Below are 26267 nucleotides of genomic sequence, written 5' to 3' on the forward strand. Positions count from 1 at the left end.
GAAGGCCCCCGCTCAGTGCGAGCGGGGGCCTTCGGCATGAGCTGCGGTCAGTGCGAGGCCGCGGTGGTCGACCCCGAGGGCGAGGTCGAGGCGCCGGCCGACGGCGTCGCCGAGCCCGAGGCGCCGGCCGAAGCCGAAGCGGAGGCCGAGGCGGCCGCGGACGGCGAGGCCGACGGGTTGGCGGTCGGGCCGAAGTCCTCGTACATCCCCTTGGCCGAGTGCACCTGGGCCTCGGTCGCGACCTTGCCGGCCTTGGCGAACGAGAAGGCGGCGGGGGCGAAGCCGCCCACCTCCAGCTTGGCCGAGGCGACCTTGGCGACCGGCTGGCCCTCGCCGCCGATCAGCACGGCGCTGCCGGCCGGGATGACGATCTCGGAGAGCGCGGCGCCCTTGGCGTCCGCGAAGGTCGCCGTGGCCCCCTCGCCGACGGTGATCGACTGCAGGGTCTCGGCGCTGCTGCCGGTGTTGCTGATGTTCACCGTCAGCTGGGCCGGGCCGGCGTGCTCCGAGCTCGCGCCGTCCGCGGTCACCACCACGATGTTGTTGAGCTTGAGGGTGTCCCCGATCGACGTCGCGGCGTTGTCCGGCTTGATCTGCAGGGTGTCCGGGGAGTTCCCGGCGGCACAGGCGGACAGCGGGAGGATCGCGGCGAGGGCGATCGCGGCGATCGCGCCGCGTCGAAGGCTGCGGCTCACGGCGGCGGCATCTCCTTGGAATCTCGGGTCGGTGGTCAGGGTCAGATTACCGACCGGGATTGTCCGGTTCTCACGGGGTGGCCCCGTGTCGCGGGTGAGTCCCCGTGCGGACGGCCGCCGGGGCCCGCCGGGGGCCGCGGCCGCGTATACGGCAAAAACCCATGATCCAATCATGGTTTCGGGAGTGTTGCCAGAGGTTTCGTCAGGTGCGTATACCGCCTCCGACCTGCGGTAAGGCCGCATCGAACACTGGTCGCAGCATGCCGGAGGGGCCGTTGTCAAGCCCCGAGACCGGCTCTGACCTGCGAAAACGCCCTTCGGGTGGGCCGAGAACCGTGTTATTCTGGTAAGCCACGGAAGGGGCCCTGTCACATGACGTTCAAGGTTGGCGACACGGTGGTCTACCCCCATCACGGGGCTGCGTTGATCGAGGCCATCGAGATTCGCCAGATCAAAGGTGTGGACAAGACCTACCTGGTGCTGAAGGTGCAGCAGGGAGACTTGACGCTGCGCGTGCCCGCGGAGAACGCGGAGTTCGTCGGTGTGCGTGACGTAGTTGGCCAGGAAGGCCTCGACCGGGTGTTCGAGGTCCTGCGGGCGCCGTACACCGAGGAGCCGACCAACTGGTCGCGCCGGTACAAGGCGAACCTCGAGAAGCTCGCCTCCGGCGATGTGATCAAGGTGGCCGAGGTCGTCCGCGACCTGTGGCGTCGTGAGCGTGAGCGCGGTCTCTCGGCCGGAGAGAAGCGGATGCTCGCGAAGGCACGCCAGATCCTGGTCAGCGAGCTCGCGCTCGCGGAGAACACCAACGAGGACAAGGCGGAGACGCTGCTCGACGAGGTCCTGGCCTCCTAGCGCAAGTCCCCGCAGGTCGAAGCGCCCGATGCCGGTGCGTCACCATGGTCACCCACGTGACCCGGGTGGTCACCCGGCACCTCGGGCGCTTCGGCGTACCCGGGTGCGGGGGTGAACGGCCGGACGGAGCCGGGTGCTTTCGGAAGGGACCCGGGCACCGTCGAACGTTCGCCAGGGCCATACCCACCGCGCCGAAGGCGCGAAACCTGACCGCGAAACTTGAACGAACCGGCACAGCGCCGAAGGAGCGAAACCCTGAACGGCACAGCAGCAGTCGCAGCAGCCGTGGTCCCCGCCGCCGGGCGGGGCGAGCGGCTCGGCCCCGGAGCCCCGAAGGCCCTGCGCGAGCTCGGCGGGGTGCCCCTGCTGGTGCACGCGGTCCGGGCGCTGGCGCGCAGCCGGGCGGTCGGCCTGGTGGTGGTGGCGGCCCCGGCGGAGGGGGTGGCCGAAGTGATCGCCCTGCTGGACAGCCACGGGCTGGACGGCAAGGACATCCGGGTGGTGGCCGGGGGCGAGACCCGGCAGGAGTCGGTCCGGCTCGGCCTGGCCGCGATCCCGGCCGAGGTCGGCATCGTGCTGGTGCACGACGCGGCCCGGCCGCTGGTCCCGGTCGAGGTGGTGGACGCGGTCGCCGCGGCCGTCCGGGCCGGGGCCGAGGCGGTGGTGCCGGCGGTGCCGCTGGCCGACACCGTGAAGCTGGTCGAGCCGCAGAGCGGCGGCAGGCCCGAGCCGGTGCTCGCTACGCCCGACCGTTCGGCGCTGCGGGCGGTGCAGACGCCGCAGGGCTTCCGCCGGGACGTGCTGGCCGCCGCGCACCGGCGCGCGCTGACCGAGCCCGTGACGGTGACCGACGACGCCGGTCTGGTGGAGCAGTTCGGCGGCCGGGTGGTCGTGGTGCCGGGTCACGAGGAGGCGTTCAAGGTGACGCGCCCGCTGGACCTGGTGCTGGCCGAGGCCGTGCTCGCCCGGAGGAGGGCCTCCGATGGCTTCTGACGCTCCGCTGATCCCGCTGGTCGGGATCGGCACCGACGTGCACGCCTTCGAGGCCGGCCGCCCGCTCCGGGTGGCCGGTCTGGAGTGGCCCGAGTCCGAGATCGGTCTCGCCGGGCACTCGGACGCGGACGTGGCGGCGCACGCCGCCTGCGACGCGCTGTTCTCGGCGGCCGGGGTGGGTGACCTGGGTGCGCACTTCGGCACCGACCGCCCCGAGTGGTCCGGCGCCTCCGGCGTCACCCTGCTCGCCGAGGCGGCCCGGATCGTCCGGGCGGCCGGCTTCGAGATCGGCAACGTCGCGGTCCAGGTGATCGGCGTCCGGCCGAAGATCGGCAAGCGCCGGGCCGAGGCCCAGGCCGCCCTCTCCGCCGCGGTCGGCGCCCCGGTGTCGGTCTCCGGCACCACCACCGACGGCCTCGGTCTGACCGGCCGGGCCGAGGGCCTGGCCGCGATCGCCACCGCGCTGGTCTACCGCGTGCCCCGCTAGGCCGTTCGGTGGTCTGACGGGTGTTCAACTCCCGCGGGCGGTGCCCGGTTCACTAGCGTGGCCGGTGAACCGGGCATACCGACCGAAAGGGACCCGCATGGGCGTCGAGCTCTCCGAACAGGCCAAGGCACTGTTCGACACCAAGTCCTTCGTCACCGTCTCGACCGTGCAGCCGGACGGCAGCCCGCAGTCCTCGGTGGTGTGGATCAAGCGGGAGGGCGACGACGTGCTGTTCTCCACCGTCGAGGGCCGCCGCAAGCACCTCAACATGGTCCGGGACCCGCGGATCAGCCTGCTCGTCAACCCGCCGGGCAGCCCGTACCAGTACCTGGAACTGCGCGGCGAAGTGACCATGACCAGGGCGGGCGGCCGGGAGCTGATCGACGAGCTGAGCCGGAAGTACCTCGGGCACGACTACCGGAACGACGGCCCGGAGGACGTCCGGGTGGTGGTCCGACTGTCACCCCGCAAGGCGGTCGGCAACGCCTGAACCCGGCACAGTTGACGTCGCCGTGGGCGAAAGGTGGCGGGGCACCCCCCGCCGCCCACTACGCTTGACGCTGTGAGCCTTCGCCTGTACGACACCAGCACCCGCCAGGTACGCGACTTCGTCCCGCTTGTACCGGGCTGTGTCTCCATGTACCTGTGTGGCGCGACCGTCCAGGCTGCCCCGCACATCGGACACATCCGGTCCAACCTCAACTTCGACGTGATGCGCCGTTGGTTCGGCTATCGCGGCTATCAGGTCACCTTCGTCCGCAACGTCACGGACATCGACGACAAGGTGATCCAGAAGGAGCGCGAGCTCGGCACCCCGTGGTGGCAGATCGCGTACACCAACGAGCGTGCCTTCAACGAGGGTTACGCGGCCCTGGGCTGCCTGCCGCCCTCGGCGGAGCCGCGGGCCACCGGCCACGTGCCCGAGATGATCGAGATGATGCAGACGCTCATCACGAAGGGCCACGCCTACGAGTCCGAGGGCAACGTCTACTTCGCGGTGACCACGTACCCCGAGTACCTGGCGCTCTCCAACCAGGAGCTGGACAACCTCCGGCAGCCGGAGAGCACCGGCGAGACCGGCAAGCGGGACTCGCGCGACTTCGCGATGTGGAAGCGGTCCAAGGAGGGCGAGCCCAGCTGGGAGACCCCGTGGGGCCGCGGCCGTCCCGGCTGGCACCTGGAGTGCTCGGCGATGGCGCACAAGTACCTGGGGAACGCCTTCGACATCCACGGCGGCGGGCTGGACCTGATCTTCCCGCACCACGAGAACGAGATCGCCCAGTCGAAGGCGTTCGGCGACGACTTCGCCAACTTCTGGGTGCACAACGCCTGGGTCACCATGAGCGGCGAGAAGATGTCCAAGTCGCTCGGCAACTCGGTGCTGATCTCCGAGATGCTCCAGCGCTGGCGCCCGATCGTGCTCCGGTACTACCTGGCGGCCCCGCACTACCGCTCGATGATCGAGTACAGCGAGGAGTCGATCCGCGAGGCCGAGACCGGCTTCGGGCGGATCGAGAATTTCATCCAGCGGGTGGTCGAGCGCTGCGGTCCGGTGGACGCGGCGCCCGAGGTGCCGCTGGCCTTCGCCGAGGCGATGGACGACGACCTCGGGGTGCCGCAGGCGCTGGCCGTCGTGCACACCGCCGTCCGCCAGGGCAACAGCGCCCTGACCGCGGACGACAAGGAGAACGCGGTGGCGCGGCTGGCCGAGGTCCGTGCGATGCTCGGTGTACTGGGTCTCGACCCGCTCAACGAGCACTGGGCCGGCGCCGAACGCGGTGACGACCTGCACGGGGTCGTCGACTCGCTGGTCCAGCTGGTGCTGGAGCAGCGGCAGGCCGCCCGGGGCCGCAAGGACTTCGCGACCGCGGACGCGATCCGCGACCAGCTGGTGCTGGCGGGCCTGTCCATCGAGGACGGCCCGACCGGCTCACGCTGGACGCTCAACAACCAGTAACCCCGCTCACCGGGGTGAGGGTGGGCCGTACCTGACCGGTACGGCCCATCCGCATGACGCAGAGCATGCCGTCGGCGGTCGCCGCCGGGGCGTGCGAGACAGACAAGGGAAGTACAGCCATGGCCGGCAACAGCCAGCGCAGGAACCGACGCAACCCCGACTCGAAGAAGGGCGCGAGTGTCGGCACCGGCGGGCACAGCCGGAAGGCGCTCCAGGGCAAGGGCCCGACCCCGCCCGCCTCGGCCCGCAAGGGTCACATCAAGCAGCGGCAGGCCAACGCCGCCGTGAAGCGCGAGATGGACGCCAAGTCGCGGGCCGGCATGCGCCGGGCCGGGGCCGGCGGCCGGGGCGGGCGCGGCGGCTCGGGCGCTGCCGAGCTGGTCTTCGGTCGCAACTCGGTGGTCGAGGCGCTGCGCGGCGGGGTGCCCGCCACCGCGCTGTACGTGCTGCAGTTCATCGACACCGACGACCGGGTGCGCGAGGCGCTGCAGGCCGCCACCGAGCGCGGTGTGCCGCTGATGGAGGCGCCGCGCGTCCAGCTCGACAACATGACCGGTGGGATGAACCACCAGGGCATGGTGCTCCAGGTCCCGCCGTACGAGTACGCGCACCCGGACGACCTGCTGGCCGACGCCGCCGACAACGGCGAGGACCCGCTGGTGATCGCGCTGGACGGGGTCACCGACTCCCGCAACCTCGGCGCCGTGGTCCGCTCCGCCGCCGCCTTCGGGGCGCACGGCGTGGTGATCCCGGAGCGTCGGGCCGCCGGCATGACCGCCGGGGCGTGGAAGACCTCCTCGGGCGCTGCGGCGCGACTGCCCGTGGCGCGCGCCACCAACATGACCCGCGCGCTGGAGGGCTACCAGAAGGCCGGCCTGATCGTGGTCGGCCTGGCGGCCGACGGCGAGGCGGAGATCGGCGATCTGGCGGCGCTCACCGGCCCGGTCGTGATCGTGGCCGGCAGCGAGGGCAAGGGCCTCTCCCGGCTGGTCTCGGAGACCTGTGACATCCGGGTGCGGATCCCGATGCCCGGGGCCACCGAGTCGCTGAACGCCGGTGTGGCGGCGGGCATCGTGCTCTACGAGGCCGCCCGGCTGCGGGCCAAGGGCGCCTGACCCGACGGAGCTTGACGCTCATTTGTCGTAGTGAACCGATCGGGCCTGGTCAGGCCCGATCGGTTTACTCATGATCACTTCAATCCGGGCCGGGAATCCACCCGGGAGAGTGTCCTAACCGGCCGTCACCCGGTTAGACGGGTGTGGACACCAGAACACCTCGGCGCCCTGCCCCGGGCGGCATGGCGGGAATAGATGCCGGCCCCGGCCTCAACACGGTCAAGGTGCCGTCCGACCCGGCTCGGCTCAGTAGTACCCAGGCCAGCTTCCGGGTCCGGCTGGCCGCCCCGGTGGCCCCGCTGATCGACGCCCCGGCGGGCGCGGCCTTCGGCGATCCGTACGGGATGGCGGGCTTCACCCCACGCCCGATGGTCACCCCCCAGGTCGTGGTCGGCGGGCTCCAGGTCCCGGCGCTGGCCGGTGCGGGCGGCGCGGTGGTGGCTGGTGCCACCCCGGTCCGGCGCAAGGGGCGGGTCACCGCCGTCACCTGGACGGGCCAGGCGCCCCCCGGCGACCTGGCGGCCACCCAGCTGCTGGAGGCGGTCCGCCTCAACACCGTGCCGGCCCCGGCCCGGCCGGTCGGCGGCGAGGCCACCGAACAGCTCCAGGCGTACCGGCCGGCCAGGCCGCCCGTCCCGGAGCCGGTGGACAGCTGGGCCCCGACGGGCGAGCTGCCCGAGGTCTCGGCGGTCGGCACCGACTACGGCCAGGGCAAGTACCCCGGCCGCAAGGTCGACCTCGGCCTGGTGCTGCTGCCGCTGCGGATCGTGCTCGGCTCGCTCTCGGTCTACGCCGGGTTCAGCAAGCTCTGCGACCCGGTGTACTTCGACGGCGGCGACCGCGGCTCGATGATGCGCTGGCTCTCCTCGCTGCACCCGTGGGGCGTGGCCCAGCCGCTGCTGGACTTCGCGATGGCGCACCCGGTGGGCTCCGGCCTCGCGGTGGCCTTCATCCAGATCGTGGTCGGCGTGCTGTCGATCCTCGGCCTCTGGCAGCGGGTCGCGGCCGGGACGGCGATGGCCCTCTCGGCAGCGCTGCTGTTCACGGTCAGCTGGCGGGCGGTGCCGGTCTACGACACGCCGGACCTGATCTTCCTGGCGGCCTGGAGCCCGCTGCTGATCGCCGGGGCGCCGTTCGGCTCGCTGGACGGCCGGATCGCGCTGGAGGCGTGGCGCCGGTACGGCAGCTCGGCCCCGGCCGCGCTGCGCCGGCGGATCCTGCGCCGCAGCGGTGTGGTGACCGCCGTGGTGGTCGGGCTGACCCTGCTGCTCGGCTCGATGCTCGGCGCGGCGGTCCGTACCGGCGGCCGGCCCGACCCGGTGCCGGTCAAGCCCCCGACCGACTTCGGTTCGCCGATGTGGCCCGGCAACGGCCCGTCGCCCACCCCGGCCCCGGCCGGGCCGGCTCCGAAGACTCCCGCACCGAGCCCGACCCTCACGCCCGCCAAGAGCGGGAGCGCCAAGCCCCGTTCGACCAAGTCGGAGTCCGGCTCGGTCGCCCCGGCCCCGACCAAGGGCGCCCCGGCGGGCAGCGGTACCGGCAGCACCGGGACCAGCAGCACGGGTGGCACCCCGGCCAAGCCGGCCTCCAGCGGCACCCCCGGGCTGCTCGGCGGGGTGCTCGGCGCCCCGCTGCTGGTGGGGATGGGTGCGGGGTCCGCTCACGCCGCCGGGGTGGATGCCTGAGCCGGCCCCGGTGAACGGCCGAAGCGCGGTGGACGACTTCCGTCCACCGCGCTCCGGCCGTTCCGGGGCGCTTTTCTGAGCTGTCGTCAGTCGTCAGTCGTTGGTCGCCAGTCGCCAGTCGTCAGGAAGTGCTCGCCGCCAGCTCCTTGGCGGCCTCGGTGAGGTCCTTGGCGGTGTCGATCGCCCGCCAGTAGCACCCCTGGGGCAGCTGGTAGCCCGCCAGCCGCTTGCTGCGGGCGAGTTGGGGGAACGTGGTGCGCTCGTGGTCGCCGACGTCCGGCAGCAGCTCCTGGAAGCCCGGCCCGAAGACGTACAGCCCGGCGTTGATCAGGAAGGGCGAGGGCGGCGACTCGATGAAGTCCAGCACGTTGCCGAACTGGTCGGTCTCCACCGCGCCCCAGGGGATCCGCGGCCGGGCCAGTGCGAGCGTCGCGAGGGCGTCCCGCTCGTGGTGGAAGGCGGCCATGTCCCGCAGGCTGAAGCGGGTCCAGATGTCGCCGTTGGTGGCGTACCAGGGCTCGTCGGGCCGGGGGAGGGCCTTGGCCGCGTACTTCAGGCCGCCGCCCCGGCCGAGCGGGACGGTCTCCACCACGGTGCTGACGGCGAGCGGCAGGTCGGCCCGGTCGAGCCAGTCCTGGAGCACCTCGGCGAGGTGCCCGCAGGAGATCACCACGTCCGTCACCCCCTCGGCGGCCAGCCAGCCGAGCTGGTGGCCGAGGATGGGCATCCCGGTACCAGGGATCTCGACCAGCGGCTTGGGCCGGTCGTCGGTGTACGGGCGCAGTCGCGAACCCTGCCCGCCCGCCAGGATGACGGCCTGGGTCACGGCGGGGGAGTGCGGGTGCGGTGCGGTCGAGTCAGCGGTCATGACAGCACTCTAGGGCCGCCGGGGTGACCGCACGGGGTGCCCCGGGATCGCGCCCCGGCCGGACCGGCCGAGCCTGTCGGGCCGCCTGTCGGGCCGCCTGTCGGGCGTAGGGGTGGGTGGCTAGCCGACCACGCCGGCCGCGAACGCGCCGTCGCAGACCGGGCGGGCGAACGAGCGGGCCCGCTGCGCGTCGCCCTGGTACTTGCGCACGGCGGCCTTGCCGAGGTCGGCGGCCAGCGTGCTGCAGTACGGGGTGAGCGTGGGCTTCTCCCGCATGGTGCGCTCCAGCAGGTCGAGCGCGGTCCCCGGGTTGTGGGTGCGCAGCTCGTCCATCAGGTCGACCCGGAGGGCGTCCTGCGGGGCCATGCCCTGCGTGTTGGTGGCGGCCGCGGTGCGGCCGATGGTGCCGTCGCCACTGGCGGCGGCCACCACCTGCTGGTCGAGGCCGGTGGGTGGCGCCCAGGGGACGCGGGTGACGGCGAGCGTGCCGGTGGTCACCAGGATCACGGGCAGGGTCAGGGCAACGGTCTGGCCGATGCGGCGCACGAGCTGCTTCACGGTCAGGAGCGTAGCGGTGCGTGGGGCCCGGGTCGCCCTCCGTTACCCCAATGAGTGACGCGTGTCCTGTTTCGTCCTGCCATCCGGTTGACGCACGGCGCACGGACGACCGAACCCCCGACCGGAGAAGCTCCGGCCGGGGGTTCGTGATGTCGACAAGTCGTCAGGCGCCGCCGCGCCCCGCGACGGGTCGTCAGGCGCTCAGGCGGGCACCGGTGGTGGTGTTGAAGACGTGGGTCTCGCCGCCGGTCGGGACCACGTGGATGGTCTCGCCCTTCTGCGGGATCTGACGGCCGTGCACGCGCACGACGATGTCCTTGTCGTCGCCACCGATCTTGGTGGTGCCGTAGACGAAGCCGTCCGCGCCGAGCTCCTCGACCACGTTCACGGTGACCGCGACGCCCTCGATGCCGCCGGCCGGGACGATCTCGAAGTGCTCCGGGCGGATGCCGACGGTCACGCTCTTGTCGGTGCCGGCGCCGGCCAGCTCGTCCCGGGAGACGTTGATGACCGAACCGCCGAACTTCACGCCGCCGTCCACCAGCGGGACGTCGACCAGGTTCATCGCGGGCGAGCCGATGAAGCCGGCCACGAAGAGGTTGCCCGGGCGGTCGTACATGTTGCGCGGGGTGTCGACCTGCTGGAGCAGACCGTCCTTGAGCACCGCGACCCGGTCGCCCATGGTCATGGCCTCGACCTGGTCGTGCGTCACGTAGACGGTGGTGATGCCCAGGCGGCGCTGGAGCGACGCGATCTGGGTGCGGGTCGAGACGCGGAGCTTGGCGTCCAGGTTGGAGAGCGGCTCGTCCATCAGGAAGACCTGCGGCTCGCGGACGATCGCGCGGCCCATCGCGACACGCTGGCGCTGACCGCCGGAGAGCGCCTTCGGCTTGCGGTCCAGGTAGTCGGTCAGGTCGAGGATCTTGGCGGCCTCTTCGACCTTGGCGCGGATCTCGGCCTTGTTCACGCCGGCGATCTTGAGCGCGAAGCCCATGTTGTCCGCGACGGTCATGTGCGGGTACAGCGCGTAGTTCTGGAACACCATCGCGATGTCCCGGTCCTTCGGCGGCAGGTGGGTGACGTCGCGGTCGCCGATGCGGATCGCACCGCCGTTGACGTCCTCCAGGCCCGCGAGCATCCGGAGGCTGGTGGACTTGCCACAGCCGGAGGGGCCGACCAGGACGAGGAACTCGCCGTCCTCGACGTGCAGCTCCAGGGCGTCCACGGCGGGCTTGGTGCCGCCGGGGTACAGCCGGGTCGCCTTGTCGAACGTGACAGAAGCCATGGTTCTTGCACTCCTTCACCGGCAGGAACGTGCCGGACGATCCGAGTAAAGGTTGGGTTGTCGTCCGCCGTCCCTGGTCAGTGGTCTGAACCACCGCCGCGACGACTGCTCGCGACGGTACCCGGCCGATCGTCGGATTGTCAGCCCTCCGGGCGACCGATTTCGGCATCAGTCCGGTCACGACCGCCCGGCCGACCCCCGATAACCCACCCCACCAGGGCACCACCGCCCGGTACACTGCCCACTGGTGCCGCCGTGGCCTCGCCGCGGACGGTCACCTCGCCTCCTTAGCTCAGTTGGCCAGAGCACCGCTCTTGTAAAGCGGGGGTCGTCGGTTCGAACCCGACAGGGGGCTCCGGGTTCGGAGGGTGTGGTGGAGAGCCGGTTCGTCGGGGGTGACCCCGAGGGGCCGGCTCTTCGGTGTTCGGGGGCTCAGGAGAGTGGGGGTGTGCGGAGGGCCGGGTCGTCGGCGAGGTCGGCGAGGAGGGCGTCGAGCTTGGGGCGGTCGACGGAGGACATCAGGAAGACGTGGACGTAGCTGCGGCGGGTGGATTCGTCGCCGGGGGTGGTGAGGACGTCCTGGGAGGAGAGGGACCACTTGGTGACCAGGGCGGGGCTGGGGCGGCGGAAGCGGACGGTGATGGCGCCCGGGGTGCGGGCGGGCCACAGGGTGAGGTGGTGGGAGAGCTCCAGCAGGCGGAGTCGCTGTTCGAGGTAGGCGGCCAGCTCCTGGGCGCGGCGGATCCGGTCGACCTGGTCCCGGTGGGAGTGGCGGGAGAGGTGGTCCCAGAGGATCAGTGGGGAGAAGCCGTTGCGTGAGCCGGCGAAGGTGGTGTCGGGGGCGCCGGTGTAGTCGGGCTGGGAGGGCGGGGACACCTGGTACTTGACCTTGGTCATGTAGATGCCGCAGGGCCAGGGCGCGCCGGGCCACTTGTGGCCGCTCATGGCGATCGAGGAGATCAGGTCGAGGTCGCCGAACTCCCGGGTGGGGAGGGTGAGTCCGAAGTCGAACTCGGGGAGGGCGGTGTCCGGGGTCCAGCCGAACGACGGGTCCGCGGTGGCCATCCGGAGGAACGGGGCGTAGCCGGCGCCGAGGGCTCCGTCGACGTGGATCCAGAAGCGGCGGCGCAGGTCGGTGCGCGGGGCGCCGGTCTGCGGGTCGCGGCCGTGGGTGACCTCGGCCCGGATCAGGCCGTGGCGCTCGAAGATCGGGAGCAGGCGTTCGCAGACCTGCCGGACGTCGTCGTGGGCGCCCTTGAAGGTGCTGCCCAGGTTGAGGCTGACGAAGATCGGGTGGCCCTTGGCGGCGAAGAACTCGACCAGGGCGGCGAGCGCGTCGACGTCGATCTCGCCGGTGCCGTCCCAGGAACTGCCGGACGGCCCGCTGCGGGAGGGCACCTCGGTCGGCCAGTCCCCCGCCAGGGGGCACTCGCCGGGGTACTGCTCGGTGCCGACGGCGTGGCAGGTCTCGACGCCCAGCACCCGGACGGCCTTGGCGAAGGAGTAGTGCGTGTCCTCGGAGTAGAAGGCCACCGGGGGAAGGGAGTTCGAGCGGGCGGCGGCGCCGGTGGCGGACCGGAGCAGGGGCTTGCCGGTGAGGTAGTCCCGGGCGTTCCAGAGCGCGTACATGTTGCCCTCGGTGGAGCCCATCGAGAGCACGTAGCCCCAGTACGACTCCGGGTCGGCCGGGTCGTGCGGCCCGTTCGCGTGCCACAGGGCGGCGTAGTAGTCGAGCACCGCGCGTTCGACGACCTTGGTGTTCGGCTTGTAGCCGCCGCTCTGGAACGGGTCGCCGAGGTTGTTGATGTTGTGCTGGAGGAACCGGCCGAGGTCGAAGGCACAGCCGCCCATCTCCTGGGTGGCCTGGTAGCCGAGCAGGTTGCGGCGCTTCCTGGTCAGGTAGCCGTCCAACCGGTCGAGGGCACGCAGGCGTTGCTCGTTGCCGAGGCCGGCGGCCGGGATCGCGAAGTCGGCGGCGTCCGGCTCCTCGGTGGGGGCCGGCGGGTGGGGGAGGGCTGGTCCGTCGAGGAGGTCGGTTCGGCTCATGGCAGCCCAGGATGGAACCTGTGACGGCAGCGGGGGAAGCAGTCCGCAGAACATTCGGAAGAAGCCTTGGAAACCTTGTGGATCGTCGGAACGGCAGGCGAGTCTGGGCGCCGTGCCGAACTTCTCCCGCGCTCGCCGCGCGCCCCTCGACGACGTGGACCGGGCCATCCTGCGGATCCTGGTCGACAACGCCCGTACCCCGAACAACGCGCTCGCCGAGGCGGTGGGGATAGCCGCGTCGACCTGTCTGGCCCGGGTGCGGACGCTGTGCGAGCGCGGGGTGATCCGGGCGTTCCGGGCGGAGATCGCGCCCGCCGCGATCGGGCTGCCGCTGCAGGCGATGATCTCGGTCCGGCTCCGGGCGCACACCCGGGAGCAGAACGAGAGCTTCCGCGACGTGGCGCCCGACCTGCCCGGGGTGGTGGCGGTGTTCCACATGGCCGGCTCCGACGACTACCTGCTGCACGTCGCGCTCGCGCACCCCGACGCCCTGCGCGACTTCGTGGTGAACCACCTCACCACCCACCCGGCGGTGGCCCAGACTCGGACAAACCTGATCTTCGAGCAGATCGCCGGCCGCCGGCACCTGACCCCCGGTCCGTGACGCCGGGGAACGGCGGGAACCGGGTCGGGTCCTGACGACGTGTGAGGTTACCGGCGTGTCGGTCGGTGTCACTACGCTGCATCCGACATGCCGTCCGGACCACTCGACGCAGGAGCAATCATCACCATGCCGCTCGGTTCCCGTGCATCCCACCAGCGAATACTTGCCGTCCTCGGAGCTGCGACGGCGCTGTCCGTCGCCGGCCTCGGGACCGCCCCGGTCGCGATGGGAGCGTCGTCCTCCGACGTCAAGGACGTGACGTACCTGGGGTACTCGTTCAAGGCGCCCGGCAGTTGGCCGGTGATCGACCTGGCGGCCGACCCCACGGCCTGTGTCCGGTTCGACCGGAACGCCGTCTACCTCGGGACGCCGGGGGACCGGCAGGCGTGCCCCGCCCACGTGGTAGGCCGCACCGAGGCGCTGGTGATCGAGCCGGGCGCCGCTGACGCCCCGTCGGCCACCACGGTCTCGGCGACGGACCGGACGGTCCGGGCAACCGGTCCGGGGATCAAGGTCACCGGCGTGTACAACGGCGACCAGGCACTGATCCGGACGGTCATCGCCTCGGCGGGGCTGTCCGGCGCGGTGGCCAAGTCCAAGTCCGCGGGCTCGGCTCCGGCCGGCTCGGCGCCGAAGAGCGCTCCGGCAGCCCCGTCCGCCGCGGCGGCCTCGACGCCGCCGCGACTGCCGGCCGACGCGACCAACCACACCGGCAAGGGCTTCGACGCCTGCACCGCCCCCAGCGCCACCGCGATGAGCGCCTGGCGGGCCAACTCGCCCTACCAGGCGATCGGCGTCTACCTCGGCGGTGCCAACCGGGCCTGCAGCCAGCCCAACCTGACGGCCGCCTGGATGCAGCAGCAGTACACGGCGGGATGGCGCTTCACGCCGGTCTACGTCGGCCTGCAGGCGAGCCAGATCAGTGCGCCGGACGCGGAGGGGGCGGCCGCCGCCGACGACGCGGTGGCGAAGGCGGCGGAGCTCGGTCTCGGTCCCGGCAGCGTGCTGTACTACGACATGGAGTCGTACAACGTCGCCTCCTACTCCGGCCCGGTGCAGCAGTTCCTCTCGGCCTGGAGCAAGGAGCTGCACGCGCAGGGCTACAACTCCGGGGTCTACAGCAGTGCGTCCACCGGTATCGCGGACCTGGTCAACAACGCTGCCAGCGGCAAGGGTTACACCATGCCCGACGTGCTGTTCACCGCGCGCTGGAACTCGGCCGCGGACACCATCGAGCCGGTGGTCCCGGCCGGCGGGTGGGCCAACCACCAGCGGGTGCACCAGTACGACGGCAACGTCACCGAGACCTGGGGCGGGGTGACCATCAACATCGACCGCGACTACCTCGACGTGCAGGTCAGCACCACGCCCCGGAACACCCAGAGCCGGGTGGGCATCTACCGCCCGTCCGCCCAGGCGTTCGCGATGGCCGACACCCGCGGCAACGTCACCGACTCGGTGACCTTCGGCTCGCAGGGTGACATCCCGCTGGTCGGCGACTGGACCGGGCAGGGCAAGGACACCATCGGGATCTACCGGCCCTCCATCGCGACGTTCTGCCTGACCAACGACAACCGCACGGTGAGCACGGCGATCCCGTTCGGCAATCCCGGTGACATCCCGCTGATCGGGGACTGGACCGGTCAGGGCAAGGACACCATCGGGATCTACCGGCCCTCGGCCGGCTCGTTCTATCTGACCAACGACAACCGCACGGTGGCCTTCGCGGTCCGGCTGGGTGACCCCGGGGACGTCCCGATGGTGGGCAACTGGAGCGGCCTGGGCAAGGACACCGTGGGTGTCTACCGGCCGAGCACGCGGGGCTTCTACCTCAGCGACTCCAACACCTCGGTCACCATCAACCACTCGATCGTCTTCGGAGACGCGGGCGACGTCCCGGTCAAGGGCGACTGGAACGGCAGCGGCACGGACAAGATCGGCGTCTACCGGCCGCGGGCGGCCAGCTTCTACGGCGCCCTCTACGACTCCGGCTCCGTGCTGTACAGCCTCCGCTTCGGAGAGCCCACCGACACGCCGCTGACCGGCCGCTGGAGCTGATCGGCAGCCCGGACAGACCACCGAGGCCGGCTGCGGGGAGCGATCCCCGCAGCCGGCCTCGTGGCGTTGTACGCCCTGGTGGGGGTGAGTGTTCGGTCGCCGGTGGTCCCGAAGTGAGGTGATCGAGCAATCCTGTCGCGTTTTTGCGAAATCTCGTCGACATCTTGTGGTCATCTGTTGAGCAGTGGTTAAGTGGCGGAGCCGCCGGGAGACCAACTCAGCACTGCGGCACCCAACCCACCCATGCCCGCAGAAGGGTTCCTCCGTCATGAGCAGAACTGGGCTCGTCCGTAGATCCGTCGTTGTCGCCGTGGCCGCAGGGATGAGCATGTCCCTTGCCGCCTGCAGCAGTTCGGGCGACTCGGACGGAGGTGGCGGGACGTCGAAGGTGACCATCAGCGTGGACTGTCAGCCGCCGGTGACCAAGGCGGCCGAGCGCAAGCAGTGGGACGAGGACATCGCGGCGTTCGGCAAGCTCCACCCGAAGATCACCATCAAGAGCAAGGACGCCTCGCCCTGCGAGGAGCCGGCGCCGTTCACCGCCCAGCTCAAGGGCAAGACGCAGACGGACGTCTTCTACACCTACTTCACCGACCTGAACCAGGTGCTGGACGCGGGCGGCGCCGAGGACATCAGCGCGTACGTGAACGACACCACCGTCCCGGCGCTGAAGGACATCGACCCGTCGGTGCTGGCCACCCTCAAGGACGGCGGCAAGCTCTACGGCCTGCCGACCTCGAACTACAAGATGGGCCTGCTCTACAACCGCAAGCTGTTCAAGCAGGCGGGGCTGGACCCGGAGAAGCCGCCGACCACCTGGGCGGAGATCCGGGAGGCGGCGAAGAAGATCGCCGCGCTCGGCAACGGGGTGAACGGGTACGGCGACTACAGCGCGACCAACCAGGGCGGCTGGCACTACACGGCCGAACTGTACGGACTGGGCGGCCAGATGGTGAGCGAGGACGGCAAGAAGGCCGCGTTCAACACCCCCGAGGGCAAGCAGGTCCTGCAGAACCTGTACGACATGCGCTGGACCGACAACACCATGGGCGCCGCGCAGAGCCTCAAGTGGCCCGACCTGATGACCCAGATGGCGTCCGACAAGCTCGGCATGTACATCGGCGCGCCGGACGACATCACGTACATGGTGCAGACCCTCAAGGGCGACTACGAGGCGTACGGCATGGGCCCGATGCCGGGCGGGAAGGCCGCGCTGCTCGGCGGCAACGACTACATGTTCAAGAAGGGCTCCACCCCGGAGCAGATCAAGGCGGGCATCGCCTGGATCAACTTCAAGTTCCTGACCATCGGCAAGGGCCAGTTCGACTACGCCAGGACCAAGACCGACGGTCTGCCGGTCGGTCTGCCGCAGCCGTTCTTCTTCACCGGGGCCAGCCTGACGGCCGACAACGCGGCGAAGGCCGCCAGCGCCACCGTGCCGGTGCAGAACTACGCGCCGTACCTGGCCGCCTCGGTGCCCGGCAAGACCGAGCCCGCCAACGCGCAGCAGATCTACAAGGTGATGGACAACGCGGTCTCGGCGGTGCTGACCGACAAGAACGCCGACATCGCCAAGGTCCTGACCGACGCGGAGACCCAGGTCAACCAGGTGCTGGCCAGCCTCCAGTAGCGGAACCCGGGGGCCGGTCGCCAGGCCGGCCCCCGCCGGGGGAGTACCGACGATCCAGCGGGAGAACGAAGCGATGGCAGCGATCAGTGTCGCCGGGAAGGCGGCCAGACCCACCACCCACAAGGACCGGGACCGACTGTGGCGGAAGGTCCGGCAGAACCTCACCGCGCACGGCTTCCTGATCGGCGCACTGCTCTGCTTCGGCTTCTTCACCTGGTACCCGATGGTCCGCGAAGTGGTGATGAGCTTCCAGAAGACCAAGCGGGGGACGACCAGTTGGGTCGGTCTGGACAACATCGACCAGCTGCTGCAGGACCCGGCCTTCTGGCAGGCGTGGCGGAACACGCTGCTGTTCACGCTGCTGGCGCTGGTGTTCGGCTTCGCGGTGCCGTTCTTCGTGGCGGTGCTGCTGAACGAGCTCCGGCACGCCAAGTCGTACCTGCGGATCCTGGTGTACCTGCCGGTGATGATGCCGCCGGTCGCCTCGGTGCTGCTCTTCAAGTACTTCTACGACCCGGACTTCGGGCTGTTCAACAGCATCCTGCACGCGTTGCACCTGCCGACCTCGGCCTGGCTCAACTCGCCGGACACCGCGATGCTCTCGGTGGTGATCGCGTCCACCTGGATGAACATGGGTGGCGCCACGCTGATCTACCTGGCGGCGCTCCAGGGCATCCCCGGTGAGCTGTACGAGGCGGCCGAGCTGGACGGGGCGGGCCTGTGGCGGCGGGTCTGGCACGTGACGATCCCGCAGACCCGGCTGATCCTCTCGCTGCTCCTGCTGCTCCAGGTCGTCGCCACCATGCAGGTGTTCGTCGAGCCCTTCCTGCTCACCGGTGGGAACGGACCGCAGGGGTCCACCACCACGGTGGTCTACCTGGTCTACCAGTACGCCTTCAACTTCAACAACTACGGCGCCGCCTCGGCGCTCGGCCTGATCATGCTGCTCGTGCTGGCCGGGTTCTCCGCCCTGTACGTCCGGCTGTCCCGGAAGGCCGACTAGACATGGGAGCCCCGGTGAACGAGCCGCTGACCCGGACGCTGATCTCGCAGACCCAACTCAACCGTCCGCTCGGCAGGTTGCTCTACCGGACCGTGCTGGTGCTGACCGTGGCCGGCTTCACGTTGGTCTTCCTCGGGCCGCTGTACTGGCTGGTGACCGGTGGGCTGAAGTCCACCGCCGAGGTGATCCAGAACCCGCCGACCCTCTTCCCGTCCGAGCTGCACCCGGACACCTACGCCACCGCCTGGCGCCAACTCGGCATGGGACGGCTGCTGTTCAACACGCTGTACTACGCCTTCGGGGCGCTCGCCTTCCAGCTGGTGTTCGACGTGGCGGCGGCGTACGCGCTGTCCAAGCTGCGGCCGGTGCTGGGGAACCTGATCCTCGGCATGATGCTGGCCACCCTGATGATCCCGGCCGCGGTGCTGATCGTGCCGCAGTACCTGACCGTGCTGGACCTGCCGTTGCTGCACGTCAACCTGGTCAACACGCCCTGGGCGATCTGGCTGCCGACGGTGGCGAACGCCTTCAACATCTTCCTGCTGAAGCGGTTCTTCGACTCCATCCCGGAGGACCTGATGGCGGCGGCGGCGATCGACGGGGCCACGCCGACCCGGGCACTCTGGTCGATCGTACTGCCGATGTCGCGGCCGATCCTCGGGGTGGTGTCGATCTTCGCGGTGGTGAACGTCTGGAAGGACTTCCTCTGGCCGATGCTGGTCCAGCCGGACCCGGCCAACCAGACGCTCAACATCGGTATCAAGTCACTGTCGATGGGAGTGCCGCAGAACGTGATCATCGCGGCGCTGGCGATCGCCTCGGTGCCGACCGTCGTCTTCTTCCTGATCTTCCAACGCAACATCATGTCCGGGCTCACCTCCGGCGGGCTGAAGGGCTGAGCCCCGCAGGCCCGACGGAGCCGAGCACGGGCACCGACCCGAAAGGACCCCACCGTGGGACAGCAATCCCGGCTCCCCTCCGAGCACCCGGACTGGTGGCGCGACGCGGCGATCTACCAGGTGTACCCGCGCAGCTTCGCCGACGGCGACGGTGACGGCACCGGGGACCTGGCCGGGGTCCGCGCCCGCCTGCCCTATCTGGCCGAACTGGGCGTCGACGCCGTCTGGTTCAACCCCTGGTATCCCTCGCCGATGGCCGACGGTGGTTACGACGTGGCCGACTACCGGGGCGTCGACCCGTTGTTCGGCACCCTGGACGAGGCCGAGAAGTTGATCGCCGAGGCACTCGCGCTGGGCATCCGTACCGTGGTGGACATCGTCCCCAACCACGTCTCCGACCAACACCCTTGGTTCCAGGCGGCATTGGCGGCCGGACCGGGCAGTCCGGAGCGCGAGCTGTTCCACTTCACGGCCGGCCGGGGCGCGGACGGCGAGCTGCCGCCGAACGACTGGGTGTCGGAGTTCGGCGGCTGCCCGTGGACCAGGCTGCCGGACGGCGAGTGGTACCTGCACCTGTTCGCCACCCAGCAGCCCGACCTCAACTGGGCGCACCCGCAGGTGCGTTCTGAACACGAGGAGATCCTCCGGTTCTGGTTCGACCGGGGTGCGGCGGGTGTCCGGATCGACTCGGCCGCCCTGCTGGCCAAGGACCCGGCGCTGCCGGACTTCGTGAAGGGCCGCGACCCGCACCCGTTCACCGACCGGGAGGAGCTGCACGGCATCTACCGCTCCTGGCGGGCGATCGCGGACGAGTACCCGGGTGAGCGGATCCTGGTCGGCGAGGTCTGGCTGCCGGACGCCGAACGGTTCGCCCGCTACCTGCGCCCGGACGAGCTGCACACCGCGTTCAACTTCGACTTCCTGGCCCGCCCCTGGGAGGCCGCCGGTCTGCGGGCGTCGATCGACGGCACGCTCGCCCTGCACGCCCCGGTCGGCGCCCCGGCCACCTGGGTGCTGTGCAACCACGACGTGACCCGGACGGTGACCAGGTACGGCCGCCGGGACACCCGGTTCGACTTCGCCACCAAGACCTTCGGCACCCCCACCGACCTGGCGCTCGGCCGGCGCCGGGCCAGGGCGGCCGCCCTGCTCTCGCTGGCCCTGCCCGGTGCGGTCTACCTGTACCAGGGCGAGGAGCTCGGCCTGCCCGAGGTCGAGGACCTGCCGCTGGACCGGCTGCAGGACCCGATGCACCTGCGGTCCGGCGGTACCGATCCCGGCCGGGACGGCTGCCGGGTGCCGCTCCCCTGGTCGGGCGACCGACCCCCGTACGGGTTCAGCCAGGCTCCGGCCGAGCCCTGGCTCCCGCAGCCGGCCGACTGGGCCGACCTCACGGTCGAGGCCCAGTCGGCCCGGGCTGACTCGATGCTCACGCTCTACCGCACCGCACTCCGGCTGCGCCGCGCCGAAGTGGCGCTGGGCGGCGACAAGTTCGAGTGGCTGCCGAGCTCGGCGGAGGTGCTCGCGTTCCGGCGCGGGTCCGACTTCCAGTGCGTGGTCAACTTCGGCCCGGATCCCGTCCTGCTCCCCCCGCACGACTCCGTGCTGCTGGCCAGCGGCCCGCTCACCGAGGGCCGGCTGCTCCCCACCGACACGGCGGTCTGGCTCCGGCTCGGCTGAGCACCACCGCGACACCCGGCATCGCACGGCGGCACAGGACAGCACCGCACGGCGGCACAGCACAGCACGGCAGCACAGCACGGCAGCACCGCAGCGCACCGGCGCGGACCACCCTCCGCCCGGCCCACCCGGGCCGGGCGCCGCTCCGCCCCGCACCCTCCGCCCGGAGGTCCCGGATGGCCCGGTCCCCACCAGCCCGGCAAGGTTCCCAGCTCCTCACCCCCACCCATCGTTCGGACGACGAGACAGAGGAAACCGTGAGAACCCGAGCACCGATCCCCCGACTGGTGGCCACCGCAGCCACCATCAGCCTGCTCGCCCTGGCGGGCCCGATGCTGCCCACCACCGCCTCGGCGGCCGGTGGCCCCAACCTGGCGGCCGGCAAGGCCGTCGCGGCCAGCAGCTCCACCGGCGGCCAGGCCGTCGGCAACATCAACGACGGCAACCAGTCCACCTACTGGGAGAGCACCAACGGCAGCCTCCCGCAGTGGGTGCAGGTCGACCTCGGCGCGGCCACCAGCGTGGACGAGGTGGTGCTCAAGCTCCCCGGCGCCTGGGGCAGCCGCACCGAGACGCTGGCCGTGCAGGGCAGCGCCGACGGCACCAGCTTCAGCACCCTGACCAACTCGACGGGCTACAGCTTCGACCCGGGTGCCGCGAACACCGTGAAGATCGGCTTCCCGGCCGCCACCACCCGGTTCGTCCGGCTGGCGATCAGTGCCAACACCGGCTGGCCGGCCGCCCAGATCTCCGAGCTGGAGGTGCACGGCGCCACCGGCACCAGCGCCAACCTGGCCCAGGGCCGCAACCTCACCGCGAGCAGCTACAGCCAGACCTACACCGCGAACAACGCCAACGACGGCTCCCAGGCGAGCTACTGGGAGAGCGCCAACAACGCGTTCCCGCAGTGGATACAGCTCGACCTGGGCTCCTCGGTCGCGGTGAACAAGCTGGTGCTGAAGCTCCCGGCGGGCTGGGAGAAGCGCACCCAGACGCTCGCGGTCCAGGGCAGCTCCAACGGCACCAACTTCACCGACCTGGCCACCTCCACCGGCTACGTCTTCGACCCGGCCAACGGCAACGCCGTGACCGTCGACTTCGGCACCGCGACCACCCGCTACATCCGGCTGAACGTCACCGCCAACACGGCCTGGCCGGCCGCCCAGCTGGCCGAGCTGGAGGCGTACGGGCCGACCACCGGGGACACCCAGGCGCCGTCGGTGCCGGCCAACCTGGCGTACACCCAGCCGAGTTCGGGTCAGATCAAGCTGACCTGGGGCGCGGCCACCGACAACGTGGGCGTGACCGGCTACGACATCTTCGCCGACGGCGAGCTGCTGACCAGCGTCGGCGGCGGGGTGCTGACGTACACCGACACCCGGCCCGACAGCGCCACCGTCTCGTACTACGTCCGGGCCAAGGACGCGGCCGGCAACCAGTCCGGGAACAGCAACACCGTCACCCGCACCGGCGCGACCGGGGACACCCAGGCGCCGTCCGCGCCCGCCAACCTGGCGTACACCCAGCCGGGTTCGGGGCAGATCAAGCTGACCTGGGGTGCGGCCACCGACAACGTGGGCGTGACCGGCTACGACGTCTACGCCAACGGGGCGCTCCGGAGCAGTGTGGCCGGCAACGTGCTGACGTACACCGACAGCCAGCCGGACAGCGCCACCGTCTCGTACTACGTCAAGGCGAAGGACGCGGCGGGCAACCAGTCGGCGAGCAGCAACACCGTGCTGCGCAGCGGCAGCAGCGGTGGTGGCACCAACCTGGCGCCGGGCAAGGCGATCACCGCCTCGTCCAGCATCTTCACCTTCGTCGCGGCGAACGCCAACGACAACGACGTCACCACCTACTGGGAGGGGAACTCGAACAGTTACCCCAACACCCTGACGGTGCCGCTCGGTTCGAACGCCGTGGTGGACTCCGTGGTGGTCAAGCTCAACCCGGCGGCGGCCTGGGGCCCGCGCACCCAGACCATCGAGGTGCTCGGCCGGGACCAGGGGGCGAGCGGGCTCAGCAGCCTGGTGGCCGCGAAGAGCTACGCCTTCGACCCGGCCTCCGGCAACACGGTGACCATCCCGGTCGGGGCCACGGTGGCCGACGTCCAGCTGCGGATCACCGCCAACTCCGGCTCCAGCGGCGGCCAGGTGGCCGAGTTCCAGGTGATCGGCACTCCGGCGCCGAACCCGGACCTGACCGTCACCGGCACCACCGCCTCCCCGGCCAACCCGGTGGAGACCGACGCCGTCACGCTGGCCGCCACGGTCAAGAACGTCGGCACGCTGCCCTCCGCCGCCACCGCCGTCGACCTGTTCCTCGGGTCGACCAAGGTCGGCACCGCGCAGGTCGGCGCGCTGGCCGCCGGTGCCACCGGCACCGTCTCGGTGAACGCCGGCCCGCAGAACGCGGGCAGCTACCAGGTGAGCGCCAAGGTCGACCCGGCCAACACCGTGGTCGAGCGGGACGAGAGCAACAACGGCTACACCGCCCCGGCCGCCCTGGTGGTCAGTCAGGTCGCCAGCTCGGACCTGCTGGCCGCCCCGGTCAGCTGGTCGCCGGGCAACCCGGCCACCGGCAACGCGGTCAGGTTCTCGGTGGCGCTGAGGAACCAGGGCACGGTGGCCTCGGCCGCCGGTGCGCACGGCATCACGCTGACCGTCACCGACCAGAGCGGCGCGGTGGTCAAGACGCTGACCGGCTCCTACAGCGGTGCGATCGCGGCCGGCGCCACCACCTCCCCGGTCAGCCTGGGCAGTTGGACGGCGGGCAACGGCAAGTACACCGTCACGACGGTGATCGCCAACGACGCCAACGAACTGCCGGTCAAGCAGGCCAACAACACCAGCAGCCAGTCGCTGTTCGTCGGCCGCGGCGCCAACATGCCGTACGACACCTACGAGGCCGAGGACGGCGTGCTGGCCGGCGGAGCCTCGCTGGTCGGCCCGAACCGGACCGTCGGCGACCTGGCCGGCGAGGCCAGCGGCCGCCGGGCGGTGACGCTCAACTCCACCGGCGCCTCGGTCGAGTTCACCACCAAGGCGCCGACCAACACCCTGGTCACCCGGTTCTCCATCCCGGACGCCGCGGGCGGCGACGGCATCAACTCGACCCTGAGCGTCTACGTCAACGGCAGCTTCCTCAAGACCATCGACCTGACCTCCAAGTACGCCTGGCTGTACGGCAGCGAGACCGGTCCGGGCAACTCGCCCGGTGCGGGCGGCCAGCGGCACATCTACGACGAGGCGAACGTGCTGCTCGGCACCAACGTCCCGGCGGGCAGCAAGATCAAGCTGCAGAAGGACGCGGGCAACACCTCGCAGTACGCGATCGACTTCGTCAGCTTGGAGCAGGCCACCGCCGCCCCGAACCCGGACCCGGCGCACTACGCGGTGCCGGCCGGCTTCACCCACCAGGACGTGCAGAACGCCCTGGACAAGGTCCGGATGGACACCACCGGCACCCTGGTCGGCGTCTACCTGCCGACCGGTGACTACCAGACCGCCAGCAAGTTCCAGGTCTACGGCAAGGCCGTCAAGGTGATCGGGGCCGGCCCCTGGTTCACCCGGTTCTACGCGCCGACCACCCAGTCCAACACCGACGTGGGCTTCCGCTCCGAGGCCTCGGCCAACGGTTCGACCTTCGCGGGCTTCGCCTACTTCGGCAACTACACCTCGCGGATCGACGGCCCCGGCAAGGTCTTCGACTTCTCGAACGTCGCCAACACGGTGATCGACAACATCTGGGTCGAGCACATGGTCTGCATGTACTGGGGCGCCAACACCGACTCGATGGTGATCAAGAACTCCCGGATCCGGGACACCTTCGCCGACGGCATCAACATGACCAACGGCAGCACCGACAACCTGATCAGCAACAACGAGGCCCGGGCCACCGGTGACGACTCCTTCGCGCTGTTCTCCGCGATCGACGCGGGCGGCGCGGACGAGAAGAACAACGTCTTCGAGAACCTGACCTCGATCCTCACCTGGCGGGCGGCCGGCGTGGCGGTGTACGGCGGGTACGCCAACACCTTCCGCAACATCCACATCGCCGACACCCTGGTCTACTCGGGCATCACCATCAGCTCGCTGGACTTCGGGTACCCGATGAACGGCTTCGGGACCGACCCGACCAACCTGCAGAACATCTCCATCGTCCGGGCCGGCGGCCACTTCTGGGGCTCGCAGACCTTCCCGGGCATCTGGGTCTTCTCGGCCTCGAAGGTGTTCCAGGGCATCCGGGTGAGCGACGTGGACATCGTCGACCCGACCTACCACGGCATCATGTTCCAGACGAACTACGTGGGCGGTCAGCCGCAGTTCCCGGTCAAGGACACCGTGTTCACCAACGTCTCGATCAGCGGGGCGCAGAAGAGCGGTGACGCGTACGACGCCAAGTCGGGCTACGGGATCTGGGTCAACGAGGCGGCCGAGGCCGGTCAGGGCCCGGCGGTCGGCACCGCGGTCTTCAACAACCTGCGGCTGAGCGGCAACTTCCAGAACATCCGGAACACCACCTCCACCTTCACCCTGACCGTCAATCCGTAACACCCCTCCGGAACGGTGCCGTCGGGAGTCCTGACCTCCCGGCGGCACTTCCGGCTGTCCGGGAAAGGACCGAGTTGTCCGGAGAAGGCATGTCGATCACAGCGCAAGAAACCGCAAAAACCTTGCGGCAGAAGACGTACACTCACGGCATGACACGACGACTTGCCCAGGTGGCGCAGAAGGTCGGGGTCAGCGAGGCTACGGTCAGCCGGGTGCTGAACGAGAAGCCCGGTGTCTCCGAGGCGACCAGGGCGGCGGTGCTGACCGCGCTGGACGTGCTCGGCTACGAGCGGCCCACCCAGCTCCGCGGCGAGCGGGCCCGGCTGGTCGGCATGGTGATGCCGGAGCTGCAGAACCCGATCTTCCCGGCCTTCGCCGAGGTGGTCGGCGGCGCGCTGGCCGGCCAGGGCTTCACCCCGGTGCTCTGCACCCAGACCGCGGGCGGCGTTTCCGAGGCCGACTACGTGGACCTGCTGCTCTCCCAGCAGGTCTCCGGGGTGGTCTTCTTCGGCGGGCTCTACGCCCAGGCGGACGCGGCGCACGAGCACTACGAGCGGCTGGCCGAGCGCAGCCTCCCCACCGTGCTGCTGAACGCGGCGATCGACGGCCTGGACTTCGCCCGGGTCTCCTGCGACGACGCGGTGGCCGTGGAGCAGTCCATCGGCCACCTGCGGCAGTTGGGGCACCGGAAGATCGGCCTGGTGCTCGGCCCGAGCGACCACGTGCCGTCCCAGCGGAAGCTGACGGCGGCCCGGCTGGCCGCCGCGAAGGCCGGGCTGGAGCTGCCCGACCTCCAGGTGGAGCGGGCACTGTTCACCCTGGAGGGCGGCCAGGCGGCCACCACCAGGCTGCTCCGGCAGGAGGTCACCGGGATCATCTGCGCGAGCGACCCGCTCGCGCTCGGGGCGGTCCGGGCGGTCCGCCGGGCCGGGCTCTCGGTGCCGGACGACGTGTCGGTGATCGGCTACGACGACTCGTCGTTCATGAACTGCACCGACCCGCCGCTGACCACCGTCCGGCAGCCGATCGAGGCGATGGGCCGGGCCGCGGTGGACCTGCTGGCCGGGGAGATCGGCGGCGCCAAGATCACCCACGACGAGCTGCTGTTCGAGCCCGAGCTGGTGGTGCGCGGCTCGACCGCACCGCCGCGCTCGCGCGGCTGACCGCTCCACCGCACATGCGGGAAGGCCCTGACACCGACCTTAGGTTCTAGTGGTCGTTGCAACACCCCGGCTCAGGGGATGCGATGGACTTCAAGATCCGGGATAAGCGAGACCCTCAGGGGCCTGTGCGGCT

General features: G+C 70.7%; 20 protein-coding genes and 1 tRNA gene. 16 read left to right on the forward strand and 5 right to left on the reverse strand.

Annotated elements, in window-relative coordinates; genetic code table 11:
* Window positions 1–47: 47 nt before the first annotated feature.
* Window positions 48–695: a DUF461 domain-containing protein gene (locus ACIRPK_RS15350; protein ID WP_403038231.1), complete on the reverse strand. Its 648-nt coding sequence runs from the start codon at window positions 693–695 to the stop codon at window positions 48–50.
* Between the two features lie 372 nt (window positions 696–1067).
* On the opposite strand from ACIRPK_RS15350, the gene ACIRPK_RS15355 reads away from it, so the two are divergent.
* The 7 genes from ACIRPK_RS15355 to ACIRPK_RS15385 all read left to right on the forward strand — a co-directional run bounded on the left by ACIRPK_RS15355 (window position 1068) and on the right by ACIRPK_RS15385 (window position 7787).
* Complete coding sequence (locus ACIRPK_RS15355) at window positions 1068–1550, forward strand: CarD family transcriptional regulator (protein WP_030244332.1); 483 nt, start codon at window positions 1068–1070, stop codon at window positions 1548–1550.
* A gap of 219 nt (window positions 1551–1769) precedes the next feature.
* Window positions 1770–2543 (forward strand): 2-C-methyl-D-erythritol 4-phosphate cytidylyltransferase, encoded by a 774-nt coding sequence (ispD, locus tag ACIRPK_RS15360; protein ID WP_403038234.1) that lies wholly within the window; start codon window positions 1770–1772, stop codon window positions 2541–2543.
* A complete protein-coding gene (gene ispF / locus ACIRPK_RS15365; protein ID WP_403038237.1) occupies window positions 2533–3030 on the forward strand; it encodes a 2-C-methyl-D-erythritol 2,4-cyclodiphosphate synthase in 498 nt (165 codons plus the stop codon). Before ispD ends, ispF begins: the two co-directional genes overlap by 11 nt.
* A 97-nt stretch (window positions 3031–3127) precedes the next feature.
* Window positions 3128–3520 carry a PPOX class F420-dependent oxidoreductase gene (locus tag ACIRPK_RS15370; protein WP_403038240.1) on the forward strand — a complete coding sequence of 131 codons (393 nt, stop codon included), beginning with the start codon at window positions 3128–3130 and terminating at the stop codon, window positions 3518–3520.
* Between the two features lie 72 nt (window positions 3521–3592).
* On the forward strand, window positions 3593–4987 hold the full coding sequence (gene cysS / locus ACIRPK_RS15375) for a cysteine--tRNA ligase (protein WP_403038243.1): 1395 nt from the start codon (window positions 3593–3595) through the stop codon (window positions 4985–4987).
* 119 nt (window positions 4988–5106) lie between these two features.
* Window positions 5107–6102 (forward strand): 23S rRNA (guanosine(2251)-2'-O)-methyltransferase RlmB, encoded by a 996-nt coding sequence (rlmB, locus tag ACIRPK_RS15380; RefSeq protein ID WP_403038246.1) that lies wholly within the window; start codon window positions 5107–5109, stop codon window positions 6100–6102.
* Window positions 6103–6284: 182 nt separating this feature from the next.
* Window positions 6285–7787 carry a DoxX family protein gene (locus ACIRPK_RS15385; protein ID WP_403038249.1) on the forward strand — a complete coding sequence of 501 codons (1503 nt, stop codon included), beginning with the start codon at window positions 6285–6287 and terminating at the stop codon, window positions 7785–7787.
* Window positions 7788–7908: 121 nt separating this feature from the next.
* Here ACIRPK_RS15385 and ACIRPK_RS15390 read toward each other — a convergent pair whose 3' ends face one another.
* From ACIRPK_RS15390 to ACIRPK_RS15400, 3 genes are all read right to left on the reverse strand, one after another.
* Window positions 7909–8655, reverse strand: coding sequence for an NDP-sugar synthase (locus ACIRPK_RS15390; RefSeq protein ID WP_403038252.1), 747 nt, complete (start codon window positions 8653–8655; stop codon window positions 7909–7911).
* A 120-nt stretch (window positions 8656–8775) separates the two neighbouring features.
* The gene (locus tag ACIRPK_RS15395) at window positions 8776–9213 is read right to left on the reverse strand and encodes a hypothetical protein (protein WP_403038255.1); all 438 of its coding nucleotides are present in this window, start codon (window positions 9211–9213) and stop codon (window positions 8776–8778) included.
* Between the two features lie 193 nt (window positions 9214–9406).
* Window positions 9407–10498 carry an ABC transporter ATP-binding protein gene (locus tag ACIRPK_RS15400; protein ID WP_403038258.1) on the reverse strand — a complete coding sequence of 364 codons (1092 nt, stop codon included), beginning with the start codon at window positions 10496–10498 and terminating at the stop codon, window positions 9407–9409.
* Window positions 10499–10779: 281 nt separating this feature from the next.
* Here ACIRPK_RS15400 and ACIRPK_RS15405 point away from each other — a divergent pair.
* Window positions 10780–10853, forward strand: a tRNA-Thr gene (locus ACIRPK_RS15405).
* Between the two features lie 77 nt (window positions 10854–10930).
* On the opposite strand, the gene ACIRPK_RS15410 is transcribed toward ACIRPK_RS15405, so the two are convergent.
* On the reverse strand, window positions 10931–12544 hold the full coding sequence (locus ACIRPK_RS15410; RefSeq protein WP_403038261.1) for a histidine decarboxylase: 1614 nt from the start codon (window positions 12542–12544) through the stop codon (window positions 10931–10933).
* Between the two features lie 112 nt (window positions 12545–12656).
* On the opposite strand from ACIRPK_RS15410, the gene ACIRPK_RS15415 reads away from it, so the two are divergent.
* The 8 genes from ACIRPK_RS15415 to ACIRPK_RS15450 all read left to right on the forward strand — a co-directional run bounded on the left by ACIRPK_RS15415 (window position 12657) and on the right by ACIRPK_RS15450 (window position 26134).
* Window positions 12657–13148 (forward strand): Lrp/AsnC family transcriptional regulator, encoded by a 492-nt coding sequence (locus ACIRPK_RS15415; RefSeq protein WP_403038263.1) that lies wholly within the window; start codon window positions 12657–12659, stop codon window positions 13146–13148.
* A 126-nt stretch (window positions 13149–13274) separates the two neighbouring features.
* The gene (locus ACIRPK_RS15420) at window positions 13275–15206 is read left to right on the forward strand and encodes a DUF1906 domain-containing protein (protein ID WP_403038266.1); all 1932 of its coding nucleotides are present in this window, start codon (window positions 13275–13277) and stop codon (window positions 15204–15206) included.
* Window positions 15207–15474: 268 nt separating this feature from the next.
* Window positions 15475–16836, forward strand: coding sequence for an extracellular solute-binding protein (locus ACIRPK_RS15425; RefSeq protein WP_403038269.1), 1362 nt, complete (start codon window positions 15475–15477; stop codon window positions 16834–16836).
* A 73-nt stretch (window positions 16837–16909) separates the two neighbouring features.
* Window positions 16910–17839, forward strand: coding sequence for a carbohydrate ABC transporter permease (locus tag ACIRPK_RS15430; protein WP_403038271.1), 930 nt, complete (start codon window positions 16910–16912; stop codon window positions 17837–17839).
* 2 nt (window positions 17840–17841) lie between these two features.
* Complete coding sequence (locus tag ACIRPK_RS15435) at window positions 17842–18738, forward strand: carbohydrate ABC transporter permease (RefSeq protein WP_403038273.1); 897 nt, start codon at window positions 17842–17844, stop codon at window positions 18736–18738.
* A 54-nt stretch (window positions 18739–18792) separates the two neighbouring features.
* Window positions 18793–20418 (forward strand): glycoside hydrolase family 13 protein, encoded by a 1626-nt coding sequence (locus ACIRPK_RS15440; RefSeq protein WP_403038276.1) that lies wholly within the window; start codon window positions 18793–18795, stop codon window positions 20416–20418.
* 332 nt (window positions 20419–20750) lie between these two features.
* Window positions 20751–24971, forward strand: a complete 4221-nt coding sequence (locus tag ACIRPK_RS15445; RefSeq protein WP_403038293.1) for a discoidin domain-containing protein — start codon at window positions 20751–20753, stop codon at window positions 24969–24971.
* 149 nt (window positions 24972–25120) lie between these two features.
* A complete protein-coding gene (locus ACIRPK_RS15450; protein ID WP_403038279.1) occupies window positions 25121–26134 on the forward strand; it encodes a LacI family DNA-binding transcriptional regulator in 1014 nt (337 codons plus the stop codon).
* The last annotated feature ends 133 nt before the right edge of the window (window positions 26135–26267 follow it).

It is taken from the genome of Kitasatospora sp. NPDC101801 (assembly GCF_044766665.1).
GTDB lineage: Bacteria > Actinomycetota > Actinomycetes > Streptomycetales > Streptomycetaceae > Kitasatospora.